The sequence below is a fragment of the Pseudomonas sp. NBRC 111131 genome (genome assembly GCF_001320525.1).
In the GTDB taxonomy this organism is placed as follows: domain Bacteria; phylum Pseudomonadota; class Gammaproteobacteria; order Pseudomonadales; family Pseudomonadaceae; genus Aquipseudomonas; species Aquipseudomonas ceruminis.
In genome coordinates, this window is record NZ_BCBH01000007.1 from 1 (window position 1) to 17,568 (window position 17,568).

The window sequence follows — 17,568 nt, forward strand, 5'->3', positions numbered from 1 at the left end:
TCGATTTACGCATCCCCATAAAACCCAAGCCATGCACCTGGCGACCATAACGCCCCCCACCGCCCATGTGACCCAAGTCACCACACCTTCCCGATTCTTGACTAGTCTTACCCATTGGCGGCCGTCAAAAACCGCCACCGTGACTACCAGGAGACGCCGGCCATGTTCCGTGCGTCCACTATCTGATCAGGAGTGCACGATGGACCTGAACCGTCGGCAGTTCTTCAAGGTCGCCGCCGTCGGCCTTGGAGGCTCGAGCCTCGCGGCGTTGGGCATGGCCCCCACGCCCGCGTTCGCCGAGCAGGTGCGCCACTTCAAGCTGGCGCACACCAAAGAAGCCCGGAACACCTGCCCCTACTGCTCGGTCGGCTGCGGCCTGATCCTGTACAGCCAGGGCGATGCGGGCAAGAACGTCAAACAGAACATCATCCATATCGAAGGCGACGCCGACCACCCGGTCAACCGCGGCACCCTGTGCCCGAAAGGCGCAGGCCTGCTGGACTTCATCCACAGCCCAAGCCGCCTGCAGTACCCCGAAGTACGCAAGCCGGGCAGCAAAGAGTGGGTGCGGGTCAGCTGGGATGAGGCGCTCGACCGCGTCGCTGACCTGATGAAGCAGGACCGCGACGCCAATTTCATCGAAAAGAACGCCCAGGGGCAAACGGTCAACCGTTGGCTCACCACCGGTTTTCTCGCTGCATCAGCCGCCTCCAGCGAGGCGGGTTACCTGACCCACAAGGTCGTCCGCGCAACAGGCATGCTGGGGTTCGATAACCAGGCACGTGTCTGACATGGCCCGACGGTGGCAAGTCTTGCCCCGACGTACGGCCGTGGCGCCATGACCAACCACTGGTCAGATATCGCCAACGCGAATCTGGTCCTGGTGATGGGTGGCAACGCAGCAGAAGCGCACCCGTGCGGCTTCAAGTGGGTGACCGAGGCCAAGGCGCACAACAAGGCGCGGCTGATCGTGGTCGACCCGCGGTTTACCCGTACCGCCTCGGTGGCGGATTACTACGCGCCGATTCGCACCGGCAGCGACATTGCCTTCATGGGTGGGTTGATCAACTACCTGCTGAGCAACGACAAGATCCAGCACGAGTACGTGCGTAACTACACCGACGTCTCGTTCATCGTCAAAGAGAGCTATGGCTTCGAGGACGGGCTGTTCAGCGGCTACGACGCGGCCAAGCGTGTGTACGCCGACAAGTCGGGCTGGGGTTACGAGCTGGGTGAGGACGGCTTCGCCAAGGTCGACCCGACCCTGCAGCACCCGCGCTGCGTGTATCAGCTGATGAAGCAGCACTACAGCCGCTACACCCCGGAAGTGGCGAGCATGACCTGTGGCATGCCACAGGACGCCATGATGAAGATCTGGGAAGAGATCGCCACCTGCTCGGTCCCGGGCAAGACCATGACGATTCTCTATGCGCTGGGCTGGACGCAGCATTCGATTGGTGCGCAGATCATCCGCAGTGCGGCGATGGTGCAACTGCTGCTAGGTAACGTCGGCATGCCTGGCGGTGGCGTCAATGCCTTGCGCGGGCACTCCAACATCCAGGGCCTGACCGACCTCGGCCTGCTGTCCAATTCGCTGCCGGGTTACCTGACCCTGGCCGGGGATGCCGAGCAGGATTACGCCACTTTCATCGACAAGCGTGCCTCCAAACCGCTGCGCCCCGGGCAGCTGTCCTATTGGCAGAACTACGGCAAGTTCCATGTCAGCCTGATGAAGGCCTGGTACGGGGCCAATGCCACGGCGGAAAACAACTGGGGCTACGACTGGCTGCCCAAGCTCGATGTGCCGGCCTACGACGTGCTGCGCATGTTCGAGATGATGGGCCAGGGCAAGGTCAACGGCTATCTGTGCCAAGGCTTCAACCCGATTGCCGCGTTGCCGGACAAGAACCGCGTAACGGCAGCTTTGGGCAAACTCAAGTGGCTGGTGATCATGGACCCGCTGGCCACCGAGACCTCGGAGTTCTGGCGTAACGCCGGGCCGTTCAACGACGTCGACACGGCCAGCATCCAGACCGAAGTGATTCGCTTGCCCACCACCTGTTTCGCTGAAGAAGACGGCTCGTTGGTCAACAGCAGCCGCTGGCTGCAGTGGCACTGGAAGGGCGCCGACGGCCCGGGCGAGACCCGCACCGACGTGCACATCATGAGCGAGCTGTTCCTGCGCCTGCGCCAACGCTACCAGGCCGAGGGCGGTGCTTACCCTGATGCGATGATGAACATCAGCTGGCCGTACAAGATCCCTGAAGAGCCGTCCCCAGAGGAACTGGCCAAGGAGATGAACGGCTGGGCAGTCACCGATGTCACCGACCCGACCGGCGCGGTCATCAAGAGTGGGCAGCAGTTGGCCGGTTTCGGCCAGCTCAAGGATGACGGGAGTACCGCCTCGGGCTGCTGGATCTTTGCCGGCTGCTGGACCGAGCAGGGTAACCAGATGGCCCGCCGCGACAACAGCGACCCGTACGGCATGCACCAGGTGCAGAACTGGGCGTGGGCCTGGCCGGCCAACCGTCGCATCCTCTACAACCGTGCCTCCAGCGACCCGCAAGGCAAGCCCTGGGACTCGGAGAAGAAGCGCCTGGTGTGGTGGAACGGCAAGACCTGGACCGGCACCGATGTGCCGGACTTCAAAGTCGACTCGCCCCCGGAAGCGGGGATGAACCCGTTCATCATGAACCCCGAGGGCGTGGCGCGGTTCTTTGCCATCGACAAGATGGCCGAAGGCCCGTTCCCAGAGCACTACGAGCCGTTCGAAACGCCTATCGGCATCAACCCGCTGCACCCGCAGAACAAGAAGGCCACCAGCAACCCGGCCGGGCGGATCTTCGATTCGGTGTGGGACACCCTCGGCAAGCATGATGAGTTCCCCTATGCGGCAACCACCTACCGGCTGACTGAGCACTTCCACTTCTGGAGCAAGCATTGCCGGCTCAACGCCATTGCCCAACCCGAGCAGTTCGTTGAAATCGGCGAGGTACTGGCTAACGAGAAAGGCATCAAGGCAGGTGATCGGGTACGGGTGTCGAGCAAGCGCGGGCACATCGATGCGGTGGCGGTGGTGACCAAGCGGATTCGTCCGCTGCAGGTCAACAATCAGACCGTGCACCAGATCGGTATCCCGTTGCACTGGGGCTTCACCGGCGCCACCCGGCATGGCTACCTGACCAACACCTTGGTGCCGTTCCTCGGTGACGGCAACACCCAGACGCCGGAATCCAAGTCGTTCCTCGTCAAAGTGGAGAAACTCTGATGGCCAGCCAAGACATCATCGCCCGCTCGGCCACCACCACCGTACCGCCTTCGGTACGCCAGCAGCAGGAGGTCGCCAAGCTGATCGACACCACCAAGTGCATCGGCTGCAAGGCCTGCCAGGTGGCGTGTTCGGAGTGGAATGAACTGCGTGACGAGGTCGGCCATAACCACGGCACCTACGACAACCCCCAGGACCTCACTGCCGAGACCTGGACCCTGATGCGTTTCACCGAGCACGAGCGCGACGACGGCAACCTGGAGTGGCTGATCCGCAAGGATGGCTGCATGCACTGCGCCGACCCCGGTTGCCTGAAGGCGTGCCCCAGCCCGGGCGCGATCATCAAGCACGCCAACGGCATCGTCGACTTCAACCAGGACCATTGCATCGGTTGTGGCTATTGCATCACCGGTTGCCCGTTCAACATCCCGCGCATCTCGCAGAAGGACCACAAGGCGTACAAATGCACCCTGTGTTCCGACCGTGTGAGTGTGGGCCTGGAGCCGGCCTGCGTGAAGACCTGCCCGACCGGCGCGATCGTGTTCGGCAGCAAGGACGAGATGAAAGTGCATGCCGCCGAGCGTATCGTCGACCTCAAATCGCGTGGCTACGACAACGCCGGGCTGTACGACCCGGACGGCGTCGGTGGCACCCACGTGATGTACGTGTTGCACCATGCCGACACACCGAAGCTGTATGCCGGCCTGCCGGACCAGCCGGTGATCAGCCCCTTGGTGGGGTTGTGGAAAGGGTTCACCAAACCGCTGGCGCTGCTGGCCATGGGCGCGGCGGTGTTGGCTGGGTTCTTCCACTACGTCCGGGTCGGGCCGCAGCGGGTCGAGGAGGACGAGCACCCCACGCCACCCGACGAGAGCGTGCATCAGGTCGACCCGTCGGTGCATGTCTATGACCCGAACCGGCCCGGTGGGCAAGGGGAGCAGCGGCCATGAACGACAACAAGCCAATCCTGCGCTACAACGCCAACGAGCGGACCAACCACTGGATCGTCGCCATTTTGTTCATCCTTGCCGGGCTTTCCGGACTGGCGCTGTTTCATCCGGCGCTGTTCTGGCTTAGCCATCTGTTCGGCGGTGGGCCATGGACGCGCATCCTGCATCCCTTCATGGGCGTGGCGATGTTCGTGTTCTTCCTTGGCCTGGTGCTGCGCTTCTGGCGCGCCAACTTCATTACCGCCAACGACCGCCTGTGGCTGCGCCGCATCGACCGTGTGATGCTCAACAAGGAAGAGGGCGTGCCACCGATCGGCAAGTACAACGCCGGGCAGAAGCTGCTGTTCTGGACCTTGCTGATCTGCATGCTGGTGTTGTTGCTCAGCGGCGTGGTGATCTGGCGGGCGTATTTCAGCCACTTCTTCGATATAGGCTCGATTCGCCTTGCTGCGTTGGCACATGCACTGGCGGGGTTTGTGCTGGTGCTCAGCATCATCGTGCACATCTACGCCGGCATCTGGATCAAGGGCTCGATCGGCGCCATGCTGCATGGCTGGGTCAGCCGGGCCTGGGCACGCAAGCACCATGAACTGTGGTACCGCGAAGTGACCGGCGACAAGACGCCGAGCAATCATGGAAGCAAAGAAGGATGACCGCTTGAGCACGATACTCGAACCTGGGCAGATCGAAGCGTCGGCAGTGATGCCGCCGTTTCTGCATCTGCCGCCTGCCAACCTCTTCGAACTGCGCGCCGCGCGGCTCGAGCACCTGGCCGAAGGGCATGCCCTTGGCGCCTACCTGCGGCTGGTCGCGCGGCTGTGCCGCATTCAGCAGCAGCTCGTGGATAACCCCCCTGGGGGTTTACCGGTCGCTGGCGAGCGTCAGCGCCTGTGCATAAGCCATGGCTTGCCACCGCTGGCGGCCGATAGCCTGGTGCGCGAAGGGCCATGGCTGGTCTGGCTGCAGGCGTTGCTCGGGCATTTTCATACTGATGTTGAGCCGCCGCTGGCCGCTGCCTTGCAAGCCCTGCAAGAGAGTGATGAAAGCCAGCGAAAGGGCTGGGGCATCGCATTGCTTGCCGGGCAGTACGACGCCGTGCCGGCTGCACTGGTACCGTTGCTGGGCGCCGCGCTGCAGGCGGCCTGGGCAAGTTGGCTGCTGGCGTTGCCGTCACCGGAACTTAAGCCTTCAGCCAGCCTGGCCCAATGCCCAGCGTGCGGCTCACCGGCCATGGCCGGGGTGGTGCGCAACCGCGGCAAGCATAATGGCCTGCGTTACCTGGCCTGCTCTCTGTGCGCGTGCGAGTGGCATGTGGTGCGGGTCAAGTGCGTGTACTGCGAGTCAAGCAAGGACCTTCGTTACACCAGCCTGGAGGATGACCGCCATGCGCCGGGCAAGGCGCCATTGCGGGCCGAATGCTGCCCGGGGTGCAATACGTACCTGAAGCAGAACTATCTGGAGAACGATGCCGCTGCCGAGGCGCTGGCCGATGACCTGGCCAGTCTGGCACTGGACATCCGGCTGGACGAGGAGGGCTTTCACCGCCTGGCGCCCAACCTGATGCTGGCCCCGGGTGGTGGGTGAGTGTCTACACTTGCGTCATGAGTTGCCCCCATCGTCGGCAAGCCGGCGATGGGGCTCAAGCAGACAATGGACAAGGTAGTACCTGATGTCTTCACGCCCCGCCAGCGACACCCCACGATTGCCTTCCATCGACACCCTGCTGCGCCATCCGGCCTGCCTGCCGTTGATCGATCGCCACGGCCGCGACGCCGTGCTCGCCACCTTGCGCCAACTGCTCGATGACCTGCGCGACCCGGTTCGCAATGGCCAGCTCGGCGCCGCCGAACTGGCTGCTGAAATCCTCCTGGGCCGCACCGGCGAGCGTCTGGCTATCCAGCAACGCAGCCAGGTCCGCCGCGTTTTCAACCTCACCGGCACCGTACTGCATACCAACCTTGGCCGTGCACTTTTGCCGGAAGAGGCCGTCGAAGCCATGCAGACTGCCGCCCGCTACCCGCTCAACCTGGAGTTCGACCTGGCCACGGGCAAGCGCGGTGATCGCGATGACCTGATCGAGGGCCTGATCCGCGAACTGACCGGCGCCGAAGCCGTCACCGTGGTCAACAACAATGCCGCCGCCGTGTTACTGGCGCTCAACAGCCTGGGCGCGCGCAAGGAAGGCATCATTTCTCGCGGCGAGCTGATCGAGATCGGCGGCGCTTTCCGCATCCCCGACATCATGGCTCGCGCTGGCGTAAAACTGCACGAGATTGGTACCACCAATCGCACCCACGCCCGTGATTACGAGGCCGCCATCGGCCCACGCACCGGCTTGTTGATGCGTGTGCACTGCAGCAATTACAGCATTCAGGGCTTCACCACCCAAGTAGCCACCGCCGAACTGGCGCGGATCGCCCATCAGCATGAACTGCCGCTGCTCGAAGACCTGGGCAGCGGCAGCCTGCTCGACCTGACCCGCTGGGGCCTGCCCGCCGAACCGACCGTGCGCCAGGCGTTGGCCGACGGTGCCGATATTGTGACCTTCAGCGGCGACAAGCTGCTTGGCGGCCCGCAGGCTGGCATCATCGTCGGGCGCAAAGAGCTAATTGCCAGGATCAAGAAGAACCCGCTCAAACGTGCGCTGCGCGTCGACAAGATCACCCTTGCCGCGCTCGAGGCGGTGCTGGCGCTGTACCGCAACCCGGACCGACTGGCCGAGCGCCTGCCGAGCCTGCGCCTGCTGACCCGCAGCCAGGCCGAGATCCAGGCCCAGGCCGAGCGCCTGGCGCCTGAGCTCAAGGCGCGTCTCGATGCGCAATGGACGGTGAGCGTGGAGCCGGCGCTGGGCATGATCGGCAGTGGCAGCCAGCCCGTTGCCCGCCTGCCCAGCGCCGCGCTGTGCCTGCGCCCGCAGGTGTCGAAAAAGCTGCGCGGGCGCAGCCTGCATGTGCTGGAGCGTGCCTTGCGCGACCTGCCGGTGCCGGTACTGGGCCGCATCGACGACGATGCGCTGTGGCTTGACCTGCGCCAGCTGGACGATGAAGCCCAGTGGTTGGCGCAACTGCCTGCTTTGCAGTTGGGGCCGGTGCAGTGATCGTTGGTACTGCCGGCCACATCGACCACGGCAAGACTGCGTTGCTCCAGGCCCTCACCGGCCAGGCCGGCGACCAGCGCCAGGAGGAGCGCGCCCGTGGCATGACCATCGACCTCGGCTATCGCTATGCAGCGCTGGCCGAAGGTGCCCCTCTGATCGGCTTCATCGATGTGCCTGGTCACGAGCGTTTTATCCACAACATGCTGGCGGGAGCCCACGGCATAGACCTGGTGTTGCTGGTGGTGGCTGCGGACGACGGGGTCATGCCACAGACCCGTGAGCACCTGGCGATCATCGAGCTGCTGGGTATCCCCCAGGCGCTGGTGGCAATTACCAAATGCGACCGGGTCGAGCCGGCGCGCCTGGTCGAAGTGCAGGCGCAGGTTACCGAACTGCTGGCCACCGGCCCCTATGCAGGCGCGCCGCAGTTCCCGCTTTCAAGCATCACCGGTGAGGGAATCGAGGCACTGCGCCAAGCAGTGGTCCAGGCGCAAGGCAGCGTGCGCCAGCGCAGCGTGGGTGGGGGCTTTCGCCTTGCCATCGATCGCGCCTTCGCTGTGACGGGGGCCGGTGTGGTGGTCACTGGCACTGCACTGGCCGGGCGGGTTAGCGCCGGCGACACCTTGTTGCTGGGCAAGGCCGGTAAGCCGGTACGGGTGCGCGGCCTGCATGCGCAGAACCAGGCCGCGCTGGTCGCTGAAGCGGGGCAGCGAGTGGCCTTGAACATCGCCGCCGAGCGGTTGGCGGTGGCACAGGTGCACCGTGGTGACTGGCTGGTGCCTGAGTGGCTGCATGGGCCCAGCGTGCGGGTGGATATCGAGCTGCATCTGTTGGCCAACGAGGAGCGTGCCTTCGAGCATTTCAGTGCTGTGCACGTCCATTTGGGTACCCAGGATGTCACTGCCCGCGTCGCGTTGCTGCAGGGGGAACGCCTGGCCCCAGGCCAGCGCATGTTTGCCCAGTTGCTGCTCAACGCACCGCTGCAGGCTGTACATGGGGATCGCCTGGTGCTGCGCGATCAACGTGCCCAGCGCACCTTGGGTGGGGGTAGCGTGCTGGACCCGTTCGCCCCAAGCCGGCAGCGTCGCAGTGAGGCGCGGTTGCGCCAACTGCAGGTGCTGGCTGACGCCCAGAGCCTGGAGCAGTGCTTGATGGCGTTGCTCGAGGCAGCGCCCGGTGGCCTCGACCCGCAACGCCTGGAGCGTCAATTCAACCGCTTGCGCGAAACCTGGCAGCTACCCAGCGCTGCAAAGGTCGTTGCCACACGGCAGGGCCAATTGCTGTTCGCCAATGCCCAGTGGCAAGCGCTCAAGCGCCAGGTGCTGGCGCAATTGGCGCTGTTCCATGAGCAGGAACCCGATCAGCTCGGCCCGGACCGCGATCGCCTGCGCCGCTTCGCCACCTTGGCGCTGGAGCGGCCTGCGTTCGTCAGCCTGCTTGATGAACTGCTGAGTGACGGTGCAATTGCCAGCAGTGGGCCTTGGCTGCACCTGCCCGATCACAACGTGCAGTTGAGCGACGCCGACACCGCGCTGTGGGCGCGGTTAGAGCCGATGTTGCGCGAAGGATGCTTCGATCCACCGTGGGTCAGGACGCTGGCCAGCGAAGTGCAGTGTGGGGAGGCCGAGGTGCGCCTGTTGTTACGCAAGCTGGCCAGGCTCGGGCTGGTGCATCAGGTGGTACGTGACCTGTTCTACCCGGAAGCGACGCTCCAGCGCATGGCAGCGCTGCTGCTTGGGCAGGCGGGGGAAACGCCGGTAGTGCAGGTTGCCGCGTTTCGCGATATGTTGGGCATCGGTCGCAAGCGCAGTGTGCAGATTCTTGAGTACTTCGACCGCATCGGCCTGACCCGGAGGGTTGCCGATCAGCGTCATATCCGTGCCGACAGCGCACTGGCCCAGCAGCAGGCCAGGCACTGAGTTCAAGGAAGGCAATCGCGCCCGGTGGCGCGGCCGGGCTTCAAACCCGGTTGGGGACGGCAGCCGTTCCCGGGCAGGTTCGACTCCCGCTGCCTTCCGCCAATTTCATGGCTGGAGCGCCCCTTGAGTGCTGCGCTTGGCCTGTGGGGGCCTGCTTGCCGGCGATGAGGCCCTGCCAGGCAGAACCTAGGCCCGCTCCCCACACAGGTCCAGTGCAAACCACTGCTCTGCTGCCTCAACCCCCAGCCCCGCACCCAGCAAGGCGAACACTTTGGCCAACGCCGCTTCACGGGTCATACCGCCCCCGCTGATCAACCCTGCTGCGCGCAGTCGATTGCCGGCCGCATAGGTATCGAACACCACCGACCCCTCCGGGCACTGGCTGATGGCAACCAGCATCACCCCGCGCTGGCGCGCCGCACGTAGCACGTCGAGGAGCGCCTGGTCATCCGAAGGCCCGGTACCACTGCCGTAGCATTCAAGCAGCAGCCCTTGCACGCCACTGTCGAGCAGCACCCGCAGGTGCTCGGCCTGCAGGCCAGGGAACACCGGCATGATGGCGAGGTTGACCGGCTGGCGCTGTTGGCGATAACCCAGGGCAGCAGGCACATCGCTCGCCCGCACGCCTTCGCGATGACGCGGCAACGCGGCAAAGGCGTCGAACGCTTCGCTGCGCAGTTTCGAGGCACGGCAGCCGTGCAGCCGTTGGCCGTGGAAATACAGCTGCACGCCGTCCTCCAGGCCTTGTTCAAACTGGCGCAGGGCGCCGCAGAGGTTATCCCAGGCATCGCTGCCCTGGGCGCCCGCTGGCAGCATCGAACCGGTCAGCAGCACCGGCGCCGGCAGGCCCAGCAGCAGAAACGACAGGGCCGCGGCGCTATGGGCCAGGGTATCGGTGCCATGCAATACCAGTACGCCGTCATGGCCACCTTCGTCCACCGCTGCAACGATGGCATCGCGCATCGCCAACCAGTTGTGTTGTTGCATGTTGGCGCTGTCGAGCAGCGGGTTCATTTCCTGCAGCGACCATTGCAGCTGGGGCGCATCGGCCAGTTGGGCGAAGTGTTCGCGCATCCGCGCTTCGAAACCACCGGCCGGCGCCAGGCCTTCAGCCGTTTCGAGCATGCCGATGGTGCCCCCGGTGTAGAGGACGAGGAGATTCGTGACTGCACGCATGGAAAGCATCCGTAGCCGTGAGCGGAGATAGAGAGAGCAGCCGCCCGCGAGCGGGGCGGCTGGGCAGGGGAGGATATCAGCGCTGTGGCTGAACCTGGCCGGCGGCTTTGTCAGCGGCTGTTTCGGCCTGTGGATTGGCAGGCCAGGCATTACGGTCCAGGTCCAGGTCGGCGAACTTGGCTGAATCGAACACAGGCTGCTTGATGCCGGCTTTGCGCTGCTCGTCGTAGTCGCGCATCACGCGCATGCCGACCTTGAACAGCAGGGCCAGGGCGACCAGGTTGACGAAGGCCAGGCAGGTCATGGTGATGTCGGCGAAGGCGAACACGGTCGACAGGTCCTGCACCGAGCCCCATACCACCAGCGCCAGGACCAGGGCGCGGAACCCCAACAGGACAATGCGGTTGCGGCTGAGGAACTGCAGGCTGTTCTCGCCCAGGTAGTAGTTGTAGAGGATGCAGGTGAACACGAACAGCGACAGGGCGACGCTGACGAACAGGCGGCCCCAGTCACCGACCACGGCGGCCAGCGAGTTCTGGGTCAGGACGATGCCATCACCTTCGAAGCCTGGGGTGTAGAAGCCCGACAGCAGGATCAGCAATGCGGTGCAGGTGCAGATCACGAAGGTATCGAGGAACACGCTGAAGGCCTGGACCACGCCTTGGGCACCGGGGTGTTTAACGGCCGCTACGGCGGCGACGTTGGGCGCGCTGCCCAGGCCTGCTTCGTTGGCGAACACGCCCCGTTTCACACCCATGACAATGGCGCTGCCGAGCAGGCCGCCGAATGCCGGGTCGAGGCCGAAGGCGCTCTTGAAGATGGTTTCCAGCATGGCCGGAACGTGCTCGATCTGGGTGCCGATCACATACAGCGTCACGCCGATATAGGCCAGGGTCTTGATCGGGACCAGCAGGTCGGACACCGCCGCGATGCGCTTGATACCCCCGATGAAGACGATGGCCAGCAGCACTGCCAGGGCAATACCGGTGTGGCTAGGGTCGAAACCGAAGGCGTTTTGCAGCGAGTGGGTGACGGTGTACGACTGCAGGCCCATGAAGGCGAAGCCGTAGGTGACCAGCAGCAGGATCGAGAACACCACTGCCATGCTCTTGAGCTTCAAGCCGTGCTGGATGTAGTAGGCCGGGCCGCCGCGGTACAACCCATCGCCATCGGCGCGTTTGTACACTTGGGCCAGGGTACATTCGAAGAAGCTGCTGGCCATGCCCACCAGTGCGGTGACCCACATCCAGAACACCGCGCCTGGGCCACCCAAGGTAACGGCAATGCCGACACCGGCAATGTTACCGGCGCCAACGCGGCCAGCAAGGCTCAGCATCAGGGCCTGGAAAGAGCTCAGCTGGCCAGCCTGGCCACGCAGCGATTCCTTGAACACACCGAACATGTGGATGAAGTGGCGGAACTGGACGAACCGCGAACGGACGGTGAAGTAACCGCCGAGACCGACGATCAGCACGATAAGAAGTTTCCCCGAGAGGAAATCGTTGAGTGCTTCGAGCATTGGAAAATGACCTCGATTCTTATTCTTCGCATGGAAAGACCAGCGGACTGCAGGCGCACCGCTATCGTTGGGGGCGCATGGTTGGCTATGACAAGGGTGGTTACAATTTCGCGGGTTGCTCTGACTTGATGCGACTTGATGCTACAATGGCGTCATTCGCGTCACCCTGGATTCTGAACATGAGCGATCATTTCGCTGCCAACCTTAAACTGGCCTGCAGCCACTACCGCTCTATCTCCGAAGTTTGCCGCCAGCTGTCGATCAACCGTGCCCAGTTCAACAAGTACCTGAGCGGGCAGAGCCGCCCGACGGCATTCAACCTCAAGCGCATCGGCGATTTCTTCGGCGTCGAGGATTACGAACTGAACCTGCCGCCCGAACAGTTCACCCGTCTGATAGGCGCGCGGGTGACCGCGCTGGCCGATCAGCCAAGCGACCCGATCAGCGAACTGTTCCGGCCATTGCATGAGCATGCTGGCAACCTTTCGCGTTATTGCGGTTACTACTTCGAGTATTCCAACTGCATGTCGGTACCGGGCACGATCCTGGTGTCGCTGGTGCACTTGCGCGAGGAGCGTGGCCAGTTCCTGTTCGAGCGCCAGGAGCGTCAGGAGCGCTCCAGCGCCACCGACCAGCATGCCGAAGTACGCTGCCGTTACCTGGGCGCGGCGTTCCAGTTGCAGGACCGGATGTTCCTCATCGACTACGAGTCGCTGACCTTGAACGAGATGAGCCAGACCGTCCTGATCCCCAGCTTCAAGAGCCGCATCACCCGCCTGAATGGCCTGAAGACCGGGGTTTCCAGCGGCGACCGCCGCAACCCTGCCTGTACCCGCGTGGTGTGGGAATACCTGGGCGAGGAGATCAACCGCATCAATGCCTACCGGCAGGTCAAACTCTACCGACCGGATGATCCGCGCATTGATGACGATGTGCGCGAGCGGTTGAGCGTGGGGCCGCTCAGTAACGGGCTGTTCGAAATCGAGTGATGGTCCGCGCATTAGCCGCTGTCGAGGATGAACATTTCAACCGCATTGGCAACCTGGTCCGCGATGGCTGGCGTGTTGCGCAGGTGGGCGGCGATGCCGTGGTCGCAGTCTGTAAGAAACAGGCATTGCAAACGCGCCGCCGATACGGCACTCATCAGCGCTTGGGTGACTTCTTCAGGGATCGGGCTGTAGCGTTCGGTGCCGCCCAGCCACAGGTTACCTGCGCTGGTGCCCGGCCCTTTGCCGAAGCGTTGTGAGTTGAGCCCGTCGTACTCGCCAATCACCATCAGCACTCTGCCCTGGAACTGCTTGAGGAAGGCGTAGCTGTCGCTGTCCAGAAAGCCATATGGCTTGCTGATGGCGGCAGTGAATGCCGGGCCAAACGGCGCTTGGTGGGCATCATCTGGATAGACTGCCGGGCAGATCAATACGATGCTGTCCACTTGAGGCAACCGTGCTGCAAGTTTCAGCGTGATTGCCGCGCCCAGGCTGTGGCCTATCAGCGTTCTGCATCGAGGTGCGATATGCGCGTAGAAGCGCTGTGCCTCTTCGAGGTTGGTAACCAGTGACGGCGCCACTGCGCCTGGCTCGCTGGCATGGCTGTGACCAGAAAGGTTGCCCGTGAGCGACCCGATGCCAGCGGCTTGCAGGCGATAGAGCAGAGGGTTGAGCCGGGTAAAGTCCGAACGCGCGCCACCCAGCACGAATACTGGCGCTGCGCGCTCGGTATCAGGTACCAGCAACCTGGCCTGTTGCTGGTAGCTTGCGAAGTGTTCGTCGATGAACAGCTCTCTGCCCGGAGCAGGCTCGTCGAACTGCCATTTCAGACGCTGATCAATGCCCGTTTCCAATTGCCTGGTGTCCCTAGAAAGCCCGTAGGTGCAGCCATTCGCCAAGTGGGTTCTCTGTATCGAGCAGCAGCTTAAGCGCCATGATGCAGCAAACGCAGATCAACAGCGGCTTGATTAGACGCGGGCCGAACCGGACTGCACTGCGTGCGCCCAACTGTGCACCCACGAACGCAGCAAATGCCATAGCCAGTGCCAGCGGCCAGATGATAGCTCCGCTGAGTGAAAACACTGACAACGCGCCCAGGTTGCAAGCTGCGTTCAAAAGCTTTGCGTTGCACACCGCTTGGATCAGATGTTGACCCAGCAGAATCACGCACGCCAGCATGAAAAACGACCCGACGCCCGGGCCAAAGATTCCGTCATAAAAACCGATGACGGGAGCCACTGCCATGCAGAACAGGCTAGTCGAGATCTTCGCCTTGCGCGCTTGTTCATTTGGTGTTGGACTGAACGCGAAGTAGGCCGCTACCAGAATAAGCAATATGGGTACGCAGGCCTGCAAAATGTGCTTGGGTACGTAGCTAATCGACAAGGCGCCCAAGGCCCCTCCGATAAATGACATGACAGCCATTGGGCTGCCGCGCTTCCAGTCAATCATGCCTTTGCGGGCAAAAGCACACGTAGCCGAAACCGTGGCAGAAGCCGCCTGGAATTTGTTGGTGGCGATTGCCGCCAAGGGTTCTATACCGGCAATGAACAAGACTGGCAGCGTGATCAGCCCTCCGCCTCCAGCAATCGCATCGAAAAATCCAGCCATAAGTGCAGCCAAGGCAAGTATTAGTATGAGGTTCAGGTCGAGTTCGATCATTGGATGTCTTCCTGTATTCAGCCACGGACCAGGAGGGGGTCTTCAGCGAGTACCAGCGGATGTGCGAAGGGTGAGTATCCGAACTGACGAACAAGTAGGCGCCGGTTGTCCCGGACTCTGTCGCGGCCGTGCAACGCTTGGCTATTGTTGATCAGCAGTGCGCTGTCGGGCTGAAGAACAAACGCCAGTGGTTGGGCTGCACTCAGGGTTTTTTGAAAGATGTCGAAAGCGCGCGCCGCTGCGCTGCTGGCGTGATCATTCACAGCGAAACGGTAACTGTTGTAGCGCAATGAGAAGCCGCCATTGGCCTCGAATTGCAGCATTGAAACGGCTTTTCCAGCAGAATCAGTACAGACGGCGCGGGGGAGTGAGAATTGCGGGCAACTGTCGAGCAGTTGTAAGGCGCTTCGGTGTGTGGTCCCAAGCGTAAGCCAGCATGCGAGCTGGTTTCGACTTCCGCGCGAGGATCTTCATCACGTCTTGGGTTGCAGCCACCGCCTTTGAAATTTCCTACCAAGCGGACTTGTTTGCCTTCGTTGTCGATATCGAAGGCGAAACAACGATGGCGCACCAGTTCCAGCAGTAATTGATTTCTTGAAGCGAGATATTGGCAACGAGGACTCTGCATCAGGGTGGAAATGTCGGGTAGCTGGTCGGGTAATGGGTCGTCAGGGCAAGGCATTTGCCTGTACATCAAGGCAGACAGATTTCCTTCGCTAAAGCGCTGCAGGATCGAACGCTGATCTTCGCTCAAGGTCTTTTCAAGCTGTTTGGCGAGTCGGCGAGCTTGAATCGCAACCCCCTTGACTTCAGGGCCGCCCGATGCAGCGATGGCTAGGCTTGCGCAGGCTATGGCTCGGCTTTGTTCCGAATTGAAGTCCAGATAATCGACTTCCGAATGAGGCATTGGACGTTCCCTGTAGTTGTTTTTATGCCGTTCCCACCTGGTTAGTGGGTGAGTCAACTATTCAATGCAGTTATGCTGCTACGCGAAAGCCAGCTCGTTCCGGGTATCTCGTAGGAGATTTCTGGTGGCGACGGTCTTGATATTTGAACGATCGAAATTATTACCGTCGTTGGCCTTGGCCCTGCGTTGGACTTCCCGGGCAGGAAACCGCAAAATGACCCCTTTCCCTCAATCAACCTGTTCGGATCTGCTGACTCTATGCGTATGCGCCTGATGCTGTTGGGTGGTGGCAATGCCCTCGGGCAAGCGCTGATTCGTCTCGGGGCCGAGGAGGACATTGCATTCCTGGCGCCGCGTCCACCGGAAAACGGCTGGGATGCGGCCAGCCTGACTCAGCTGCTCGACGATCACCGCCCTGATGCCTTGGTCAACCTGGCTTATTACTTCGACTGGTTCCAGGCCGAGTCGGTCAGCGAACAGCGCCTGGCTCAGCAGGAGCGGGCGGTGGAGCGGCTGGCGGAGCTGTGCCAGCATCACCAGATCACCCTGGTGCAGCCTTCCAGCTACCGGGTGTTCGACGGCTCGCGGGCCACGGCCTACAGCGAGAAGGACGAGCCGGTGCCGTTGGGCCTGCGTGGCCAGGCATTGTGGCGTATCGAGCAGAGTGTGCGTGCGGCTTGCCCGCAGCATGTGCTGCTGCGCTTTGGCTGGCTGCTGGACGAGAGCGTCGACGGGACCTTGGGCCGTTTTCTGACCCGCGCAGAGCAACCTCAGGAACTGCTGTTGGCCGATGATCGCCGCGGCAACCCGACGCCGGTGGACGACGCAGCCAGGGTGATCCTCTCGGTGCTCAAGCAACTCGATTGCAATGCACCGCTGTGGGGTACCTATCATTACGCCGGCAATGAGGCGACCACCCCCCTGGCGCTGGGCCAGGCGATCCTTACCGAGGCCGGGCAGTATCGCCAGCTGGCGGTACAGGCGCCGACCGCGCAGGCCCATGCCGCGCGCCCGGATGCCAGCGAAGAACCGCAGAACGCGGTGCTGACGTGCAAGAAAATACTTCATACCTTCGGTATCAAGCCGCGTGCCTGGCGCGCAGGCTTGCCGCCACTACTGGACCGATTTTACCGCCATGGCTGATGCCCCCATCCTGATCACCGGCGGCGCCGGCTTCATTGGCTCCCACCTGTGCGATGCGTTGCTGGCCAAGGGCTACGCCGTGCGCGTTCTCGACGACCTCTCGACGGGCAGGCGCGACAACCTGCAACTGAGCAATCCGCGCCTTGAGCTGATCGAAGGTGACGTTGCCGACGCCGGCCTGGTCCAGCGGGCTACGGCAGGTTGCCGGGCGGTGGTCCATTTGGCTGCCGTGGCCTCGGTGCAGGCCTCGGTCGAGGATCCGGTAAAAACGCACCAGAGCAATTTCATCGGTACCCTCAATGTGTGTGAGGCCCTGCGCGTGCAGGGGGTGCGCCGCGTGCTGTTCGCCTCGAGCGCAGCAGTGTACGGCAACAACGGTGAAGGCCAGTCGATTGCCGAAGACACGCCCAAGGCACCGCTGACCCCTTATGCGGTGGACAAACTGGCCAGCGAGCAGTACCTGGACTTCTACCGCCGGCAGCATGCGCTGGAGCCGGTGGTGTTCCGCTTCTTCAATATCTTCGGCCCGCGCCAGGACCCGTCCTCGCCGTACTCGGGGGTGATCAGCATCTTCAGTGAGCGGGCGACCCAAGGGCTGCCGATCACTGTGTTCGGCGATGGCGAGCAGACGCGGGATTTCCTTTACGTGGGCGATCTGGTCAATGTGATGGTGCAGGCGCTGGAACAGCAGCAGGTAGAAGAGGGCGCGGTGAATATCGGCCTGAACCAGGCAACTTCACTCAACCAGTTGCTCAAGGCGCTGGAGCAGGTGGTCGGCAGCCTGCCGCCGGTCAGCTATGCAGAGGCCCGCTCAGGCGATATCCGCCATTCGCGGGCGGATAACCAGCGGTTGCTGGAGCGGTTTGATTTTCCTCAGCCGACATCGATGGTCCAAGGCCTGGCTCACCTGCTTGGCAAGGTCTGAATCAGGCCTCGGGGGG

The 17,568-nt window shown here is 62.8% G+C and carries 13 protein-coding genes, 1 tRNA gene and 1 pseudogene; 10 read left to right on the forward strand and 5 right to left on the reverse strand.

Annotated elements, in window-relative coordinates; all coding sequences use genetic code 11:
• The first annotated feature begins 199 nt into the window (after positions 1 to 199).
• The 7 genes from fdnG (at position 200) to APH34_RS08795 (ending at position 9,336) form a co-directional block, all read left to right on the forward strand.
• A complete protein-coding gene (fdnG, locus tag APH34_RS08765; RefSeq protein ID WP_156358073.1) occupies positions 200 to 3,268 on the forward strand; it encodes a formate dehydrogenase-N subunit alpha in 3,069 nt (1,022 codons plus the stop codon).
• A complete protein-coding gene (gene fdxH, locus APH34_RS08770; protein ID WP_054900790.1) occupies positions 3,268 to 4,218 on the forward strand; it encodes a formate dehydrogenase subunit beta in 951 nt (316 codons plus the stop codon). The genes fdnG and fdxH overlap by 1 nt, the downstream gene beginning before the upstream one ends.
• Positions 4,215 to 4,871 (forward strand): formate dehydrogenase subunit gamma, encoded by a 657-nt coding sequence (locus APH34_RS08775; RefSeq protein ID WP_054900791.1) that lies wholly within the window; start codon positions 4,215 to 4,217, stop codon positions 4,869 to 4,871. Before fdxH ends, APH34_RS08775 begins: the two co-directional genes overlap by 4 nt.
• 4 nt (positions 4,872 to 4,875) lie before the next feature.
• Positions 4,876 to 5,802, forward strand: a complete 927-nt coding sequence (gene fdhE / locus APH34_RS08780; RefSeq protein ID WP_054900792.1) for a formate dehydrogenase accessory protein FdhE — start codon at positions 4,876 to 4,878, stop codon at positions 5,800 to 5,802.
• Between the two features lie 85 nt (positions 5,803 to 5,887).
• Entirely contained in the window at positions 5,888 to 7,315 is a 1,428-nt protein-coding gene (selA, locus tag APH34_RS08785) for an L-seryl-tRNA(Sec) selenium transferase (protein WP_054900793.1), read from the forward strand.
• A complete protein-coding gene (selB, locus tag APH34_RS08790) occupies positions 7,312 to 9,234 on the forward strand; it encodes a selenocysteine-specific translation elongation factor (RefSeq protein ID WP_054900794.1) in 1,923 nt (640 codons plus the stop codon). The genes selA and selB overlap by 4 nt, the downstream gene beginning before the upstream one ends.
• Before the next feature lie 6 nt (positions 9,235 to 9,240).
• A tRNA-Sec gene (locus tag APH34_RS08795) sits at positions 9,241 to 9,336 on the forward strand.
• Between the two features lie 84 nt (positions 9,337 to 9,420).
• Here APH34_RS08795 and APH34_RS08800 read toward each other — a convergent pair.
• Both APH34_RS08800 and APH34_RS08805 read right to left on the reverse strand, forming a co-directional pair.
• Entirely contained in the window at positions 9,421 to 10,410 is a 990-nt protein-coding gene (locus APH34_RS08800; protein ID WP_054900795.1) for an asparaginase, read from the reverse strand.
• 76 nt (positions 10,411 to 10,486) lie between these two features.
• The gene (locus APH34_RS08805; RefSeq protein WP_054900796.1) at positions 10,487 to 11,929 is read right to left on the reverse strand and encodes a sodium:alanine symporter family protein; all 1,443 of its coding nucleotides are present in this window, start codon (positions 11,927 to 11,929) and stop codon (positions 10,487 to 10,489) included.
• A gap of 179 nt (positions 11,930 to 12,108) precedes the next feature.
• On the opposite strand from APH34_RS08805, the gene APH34_RS08810 reads away from it, so the two are divergent.
• Positions 12,109 to 12,918 (forward strand): helix-turn-helix transcriptional regulator, encoded by an 810-nt coding sequence (locus APH34_RS08810; protein WP_054900797.1) that lies wholly within the window; start codon positions 12,109 to 12,111, stop codon positions 12,916 to 12,918.
• Between the two features lie 11 nt (positions 12,919 to 12,929).
• Here the strand turns inward: APH34_RS08810 and APH34_RS08815 are convergent, their stop codons facing one another.
• From APH34_RS08815 to APH34_RS08825, 3 genes and pseudogenes are all read right to left on the reverse strand, one after another.
• A complete protein-coding gene (locus APH34_RS08815) occupies positions 12,930 to 13,769 on the reverse strand; it encodes an alpha/beta hydrolase (protein WP_054900798.1) in 840 nt (279 codons plus the stop codon).
• A 13-nt stretch (positions 13,770 to 13,782) separates the two neighbouring features.
• Positions 13,783 to 14,577 carry a TSUP family transporter gene (locus tag APH34_RS08820; RefSeq protein WP_054900799.1) on the reverse strand — a complete coding sequence of 265 codons (795 nt, stop codon included), beginning with the start codon at positions 14,575 to 14,577 and terminating at the stop codon, positions 13,783 to 13,785.
• A 17-nt stretch (positions 14,578 to 14,594) separates the two neighbouring features.
• Positions 14,595 to 15,484: pseudogene (locus APH34_RS08825) on the reverse strand (hypothetical protein).
• Between the two features lie 258 nt (positions 15,485 to 15,742).
• On the opposite strand from APH34_RS08825, the gene APH34_RS08830 reads away from it, so the two are divergent.
• Together APH34_RS08830 and APH34_RS08835 are read left to right on the forward strand one after the other, a co-directional pair.
• Positions 15,743 to 16,627, forward strand: a complete 885-nt coding sequence (locus APH34_RS08830; RefSeq protein ID WP_054900800.1) for a sugar nucleotide-binding protein — start codon at positions 15,743 to 15,745, stop codon at positions 16,625 to 16,627.
• On the forward strand, positions 16,620 to 17,552 hold the full coding sequence (locus tag APH34_RS08835) for an NAD-dependent epimerase/dehydratase family protein (RefSeq protein WP_054900801.1): 933 nt from the start codon (positions 16,620 to 16,622) through the stop codon (positions 17,550 to 17,552). Before APH34_RS08830 ends, APH34_RS08835 begins: the two co-directional genes overlap by 8 nt.
• Positions 17,553 to 17,568 lie beyond the last annotated feature (16 nt).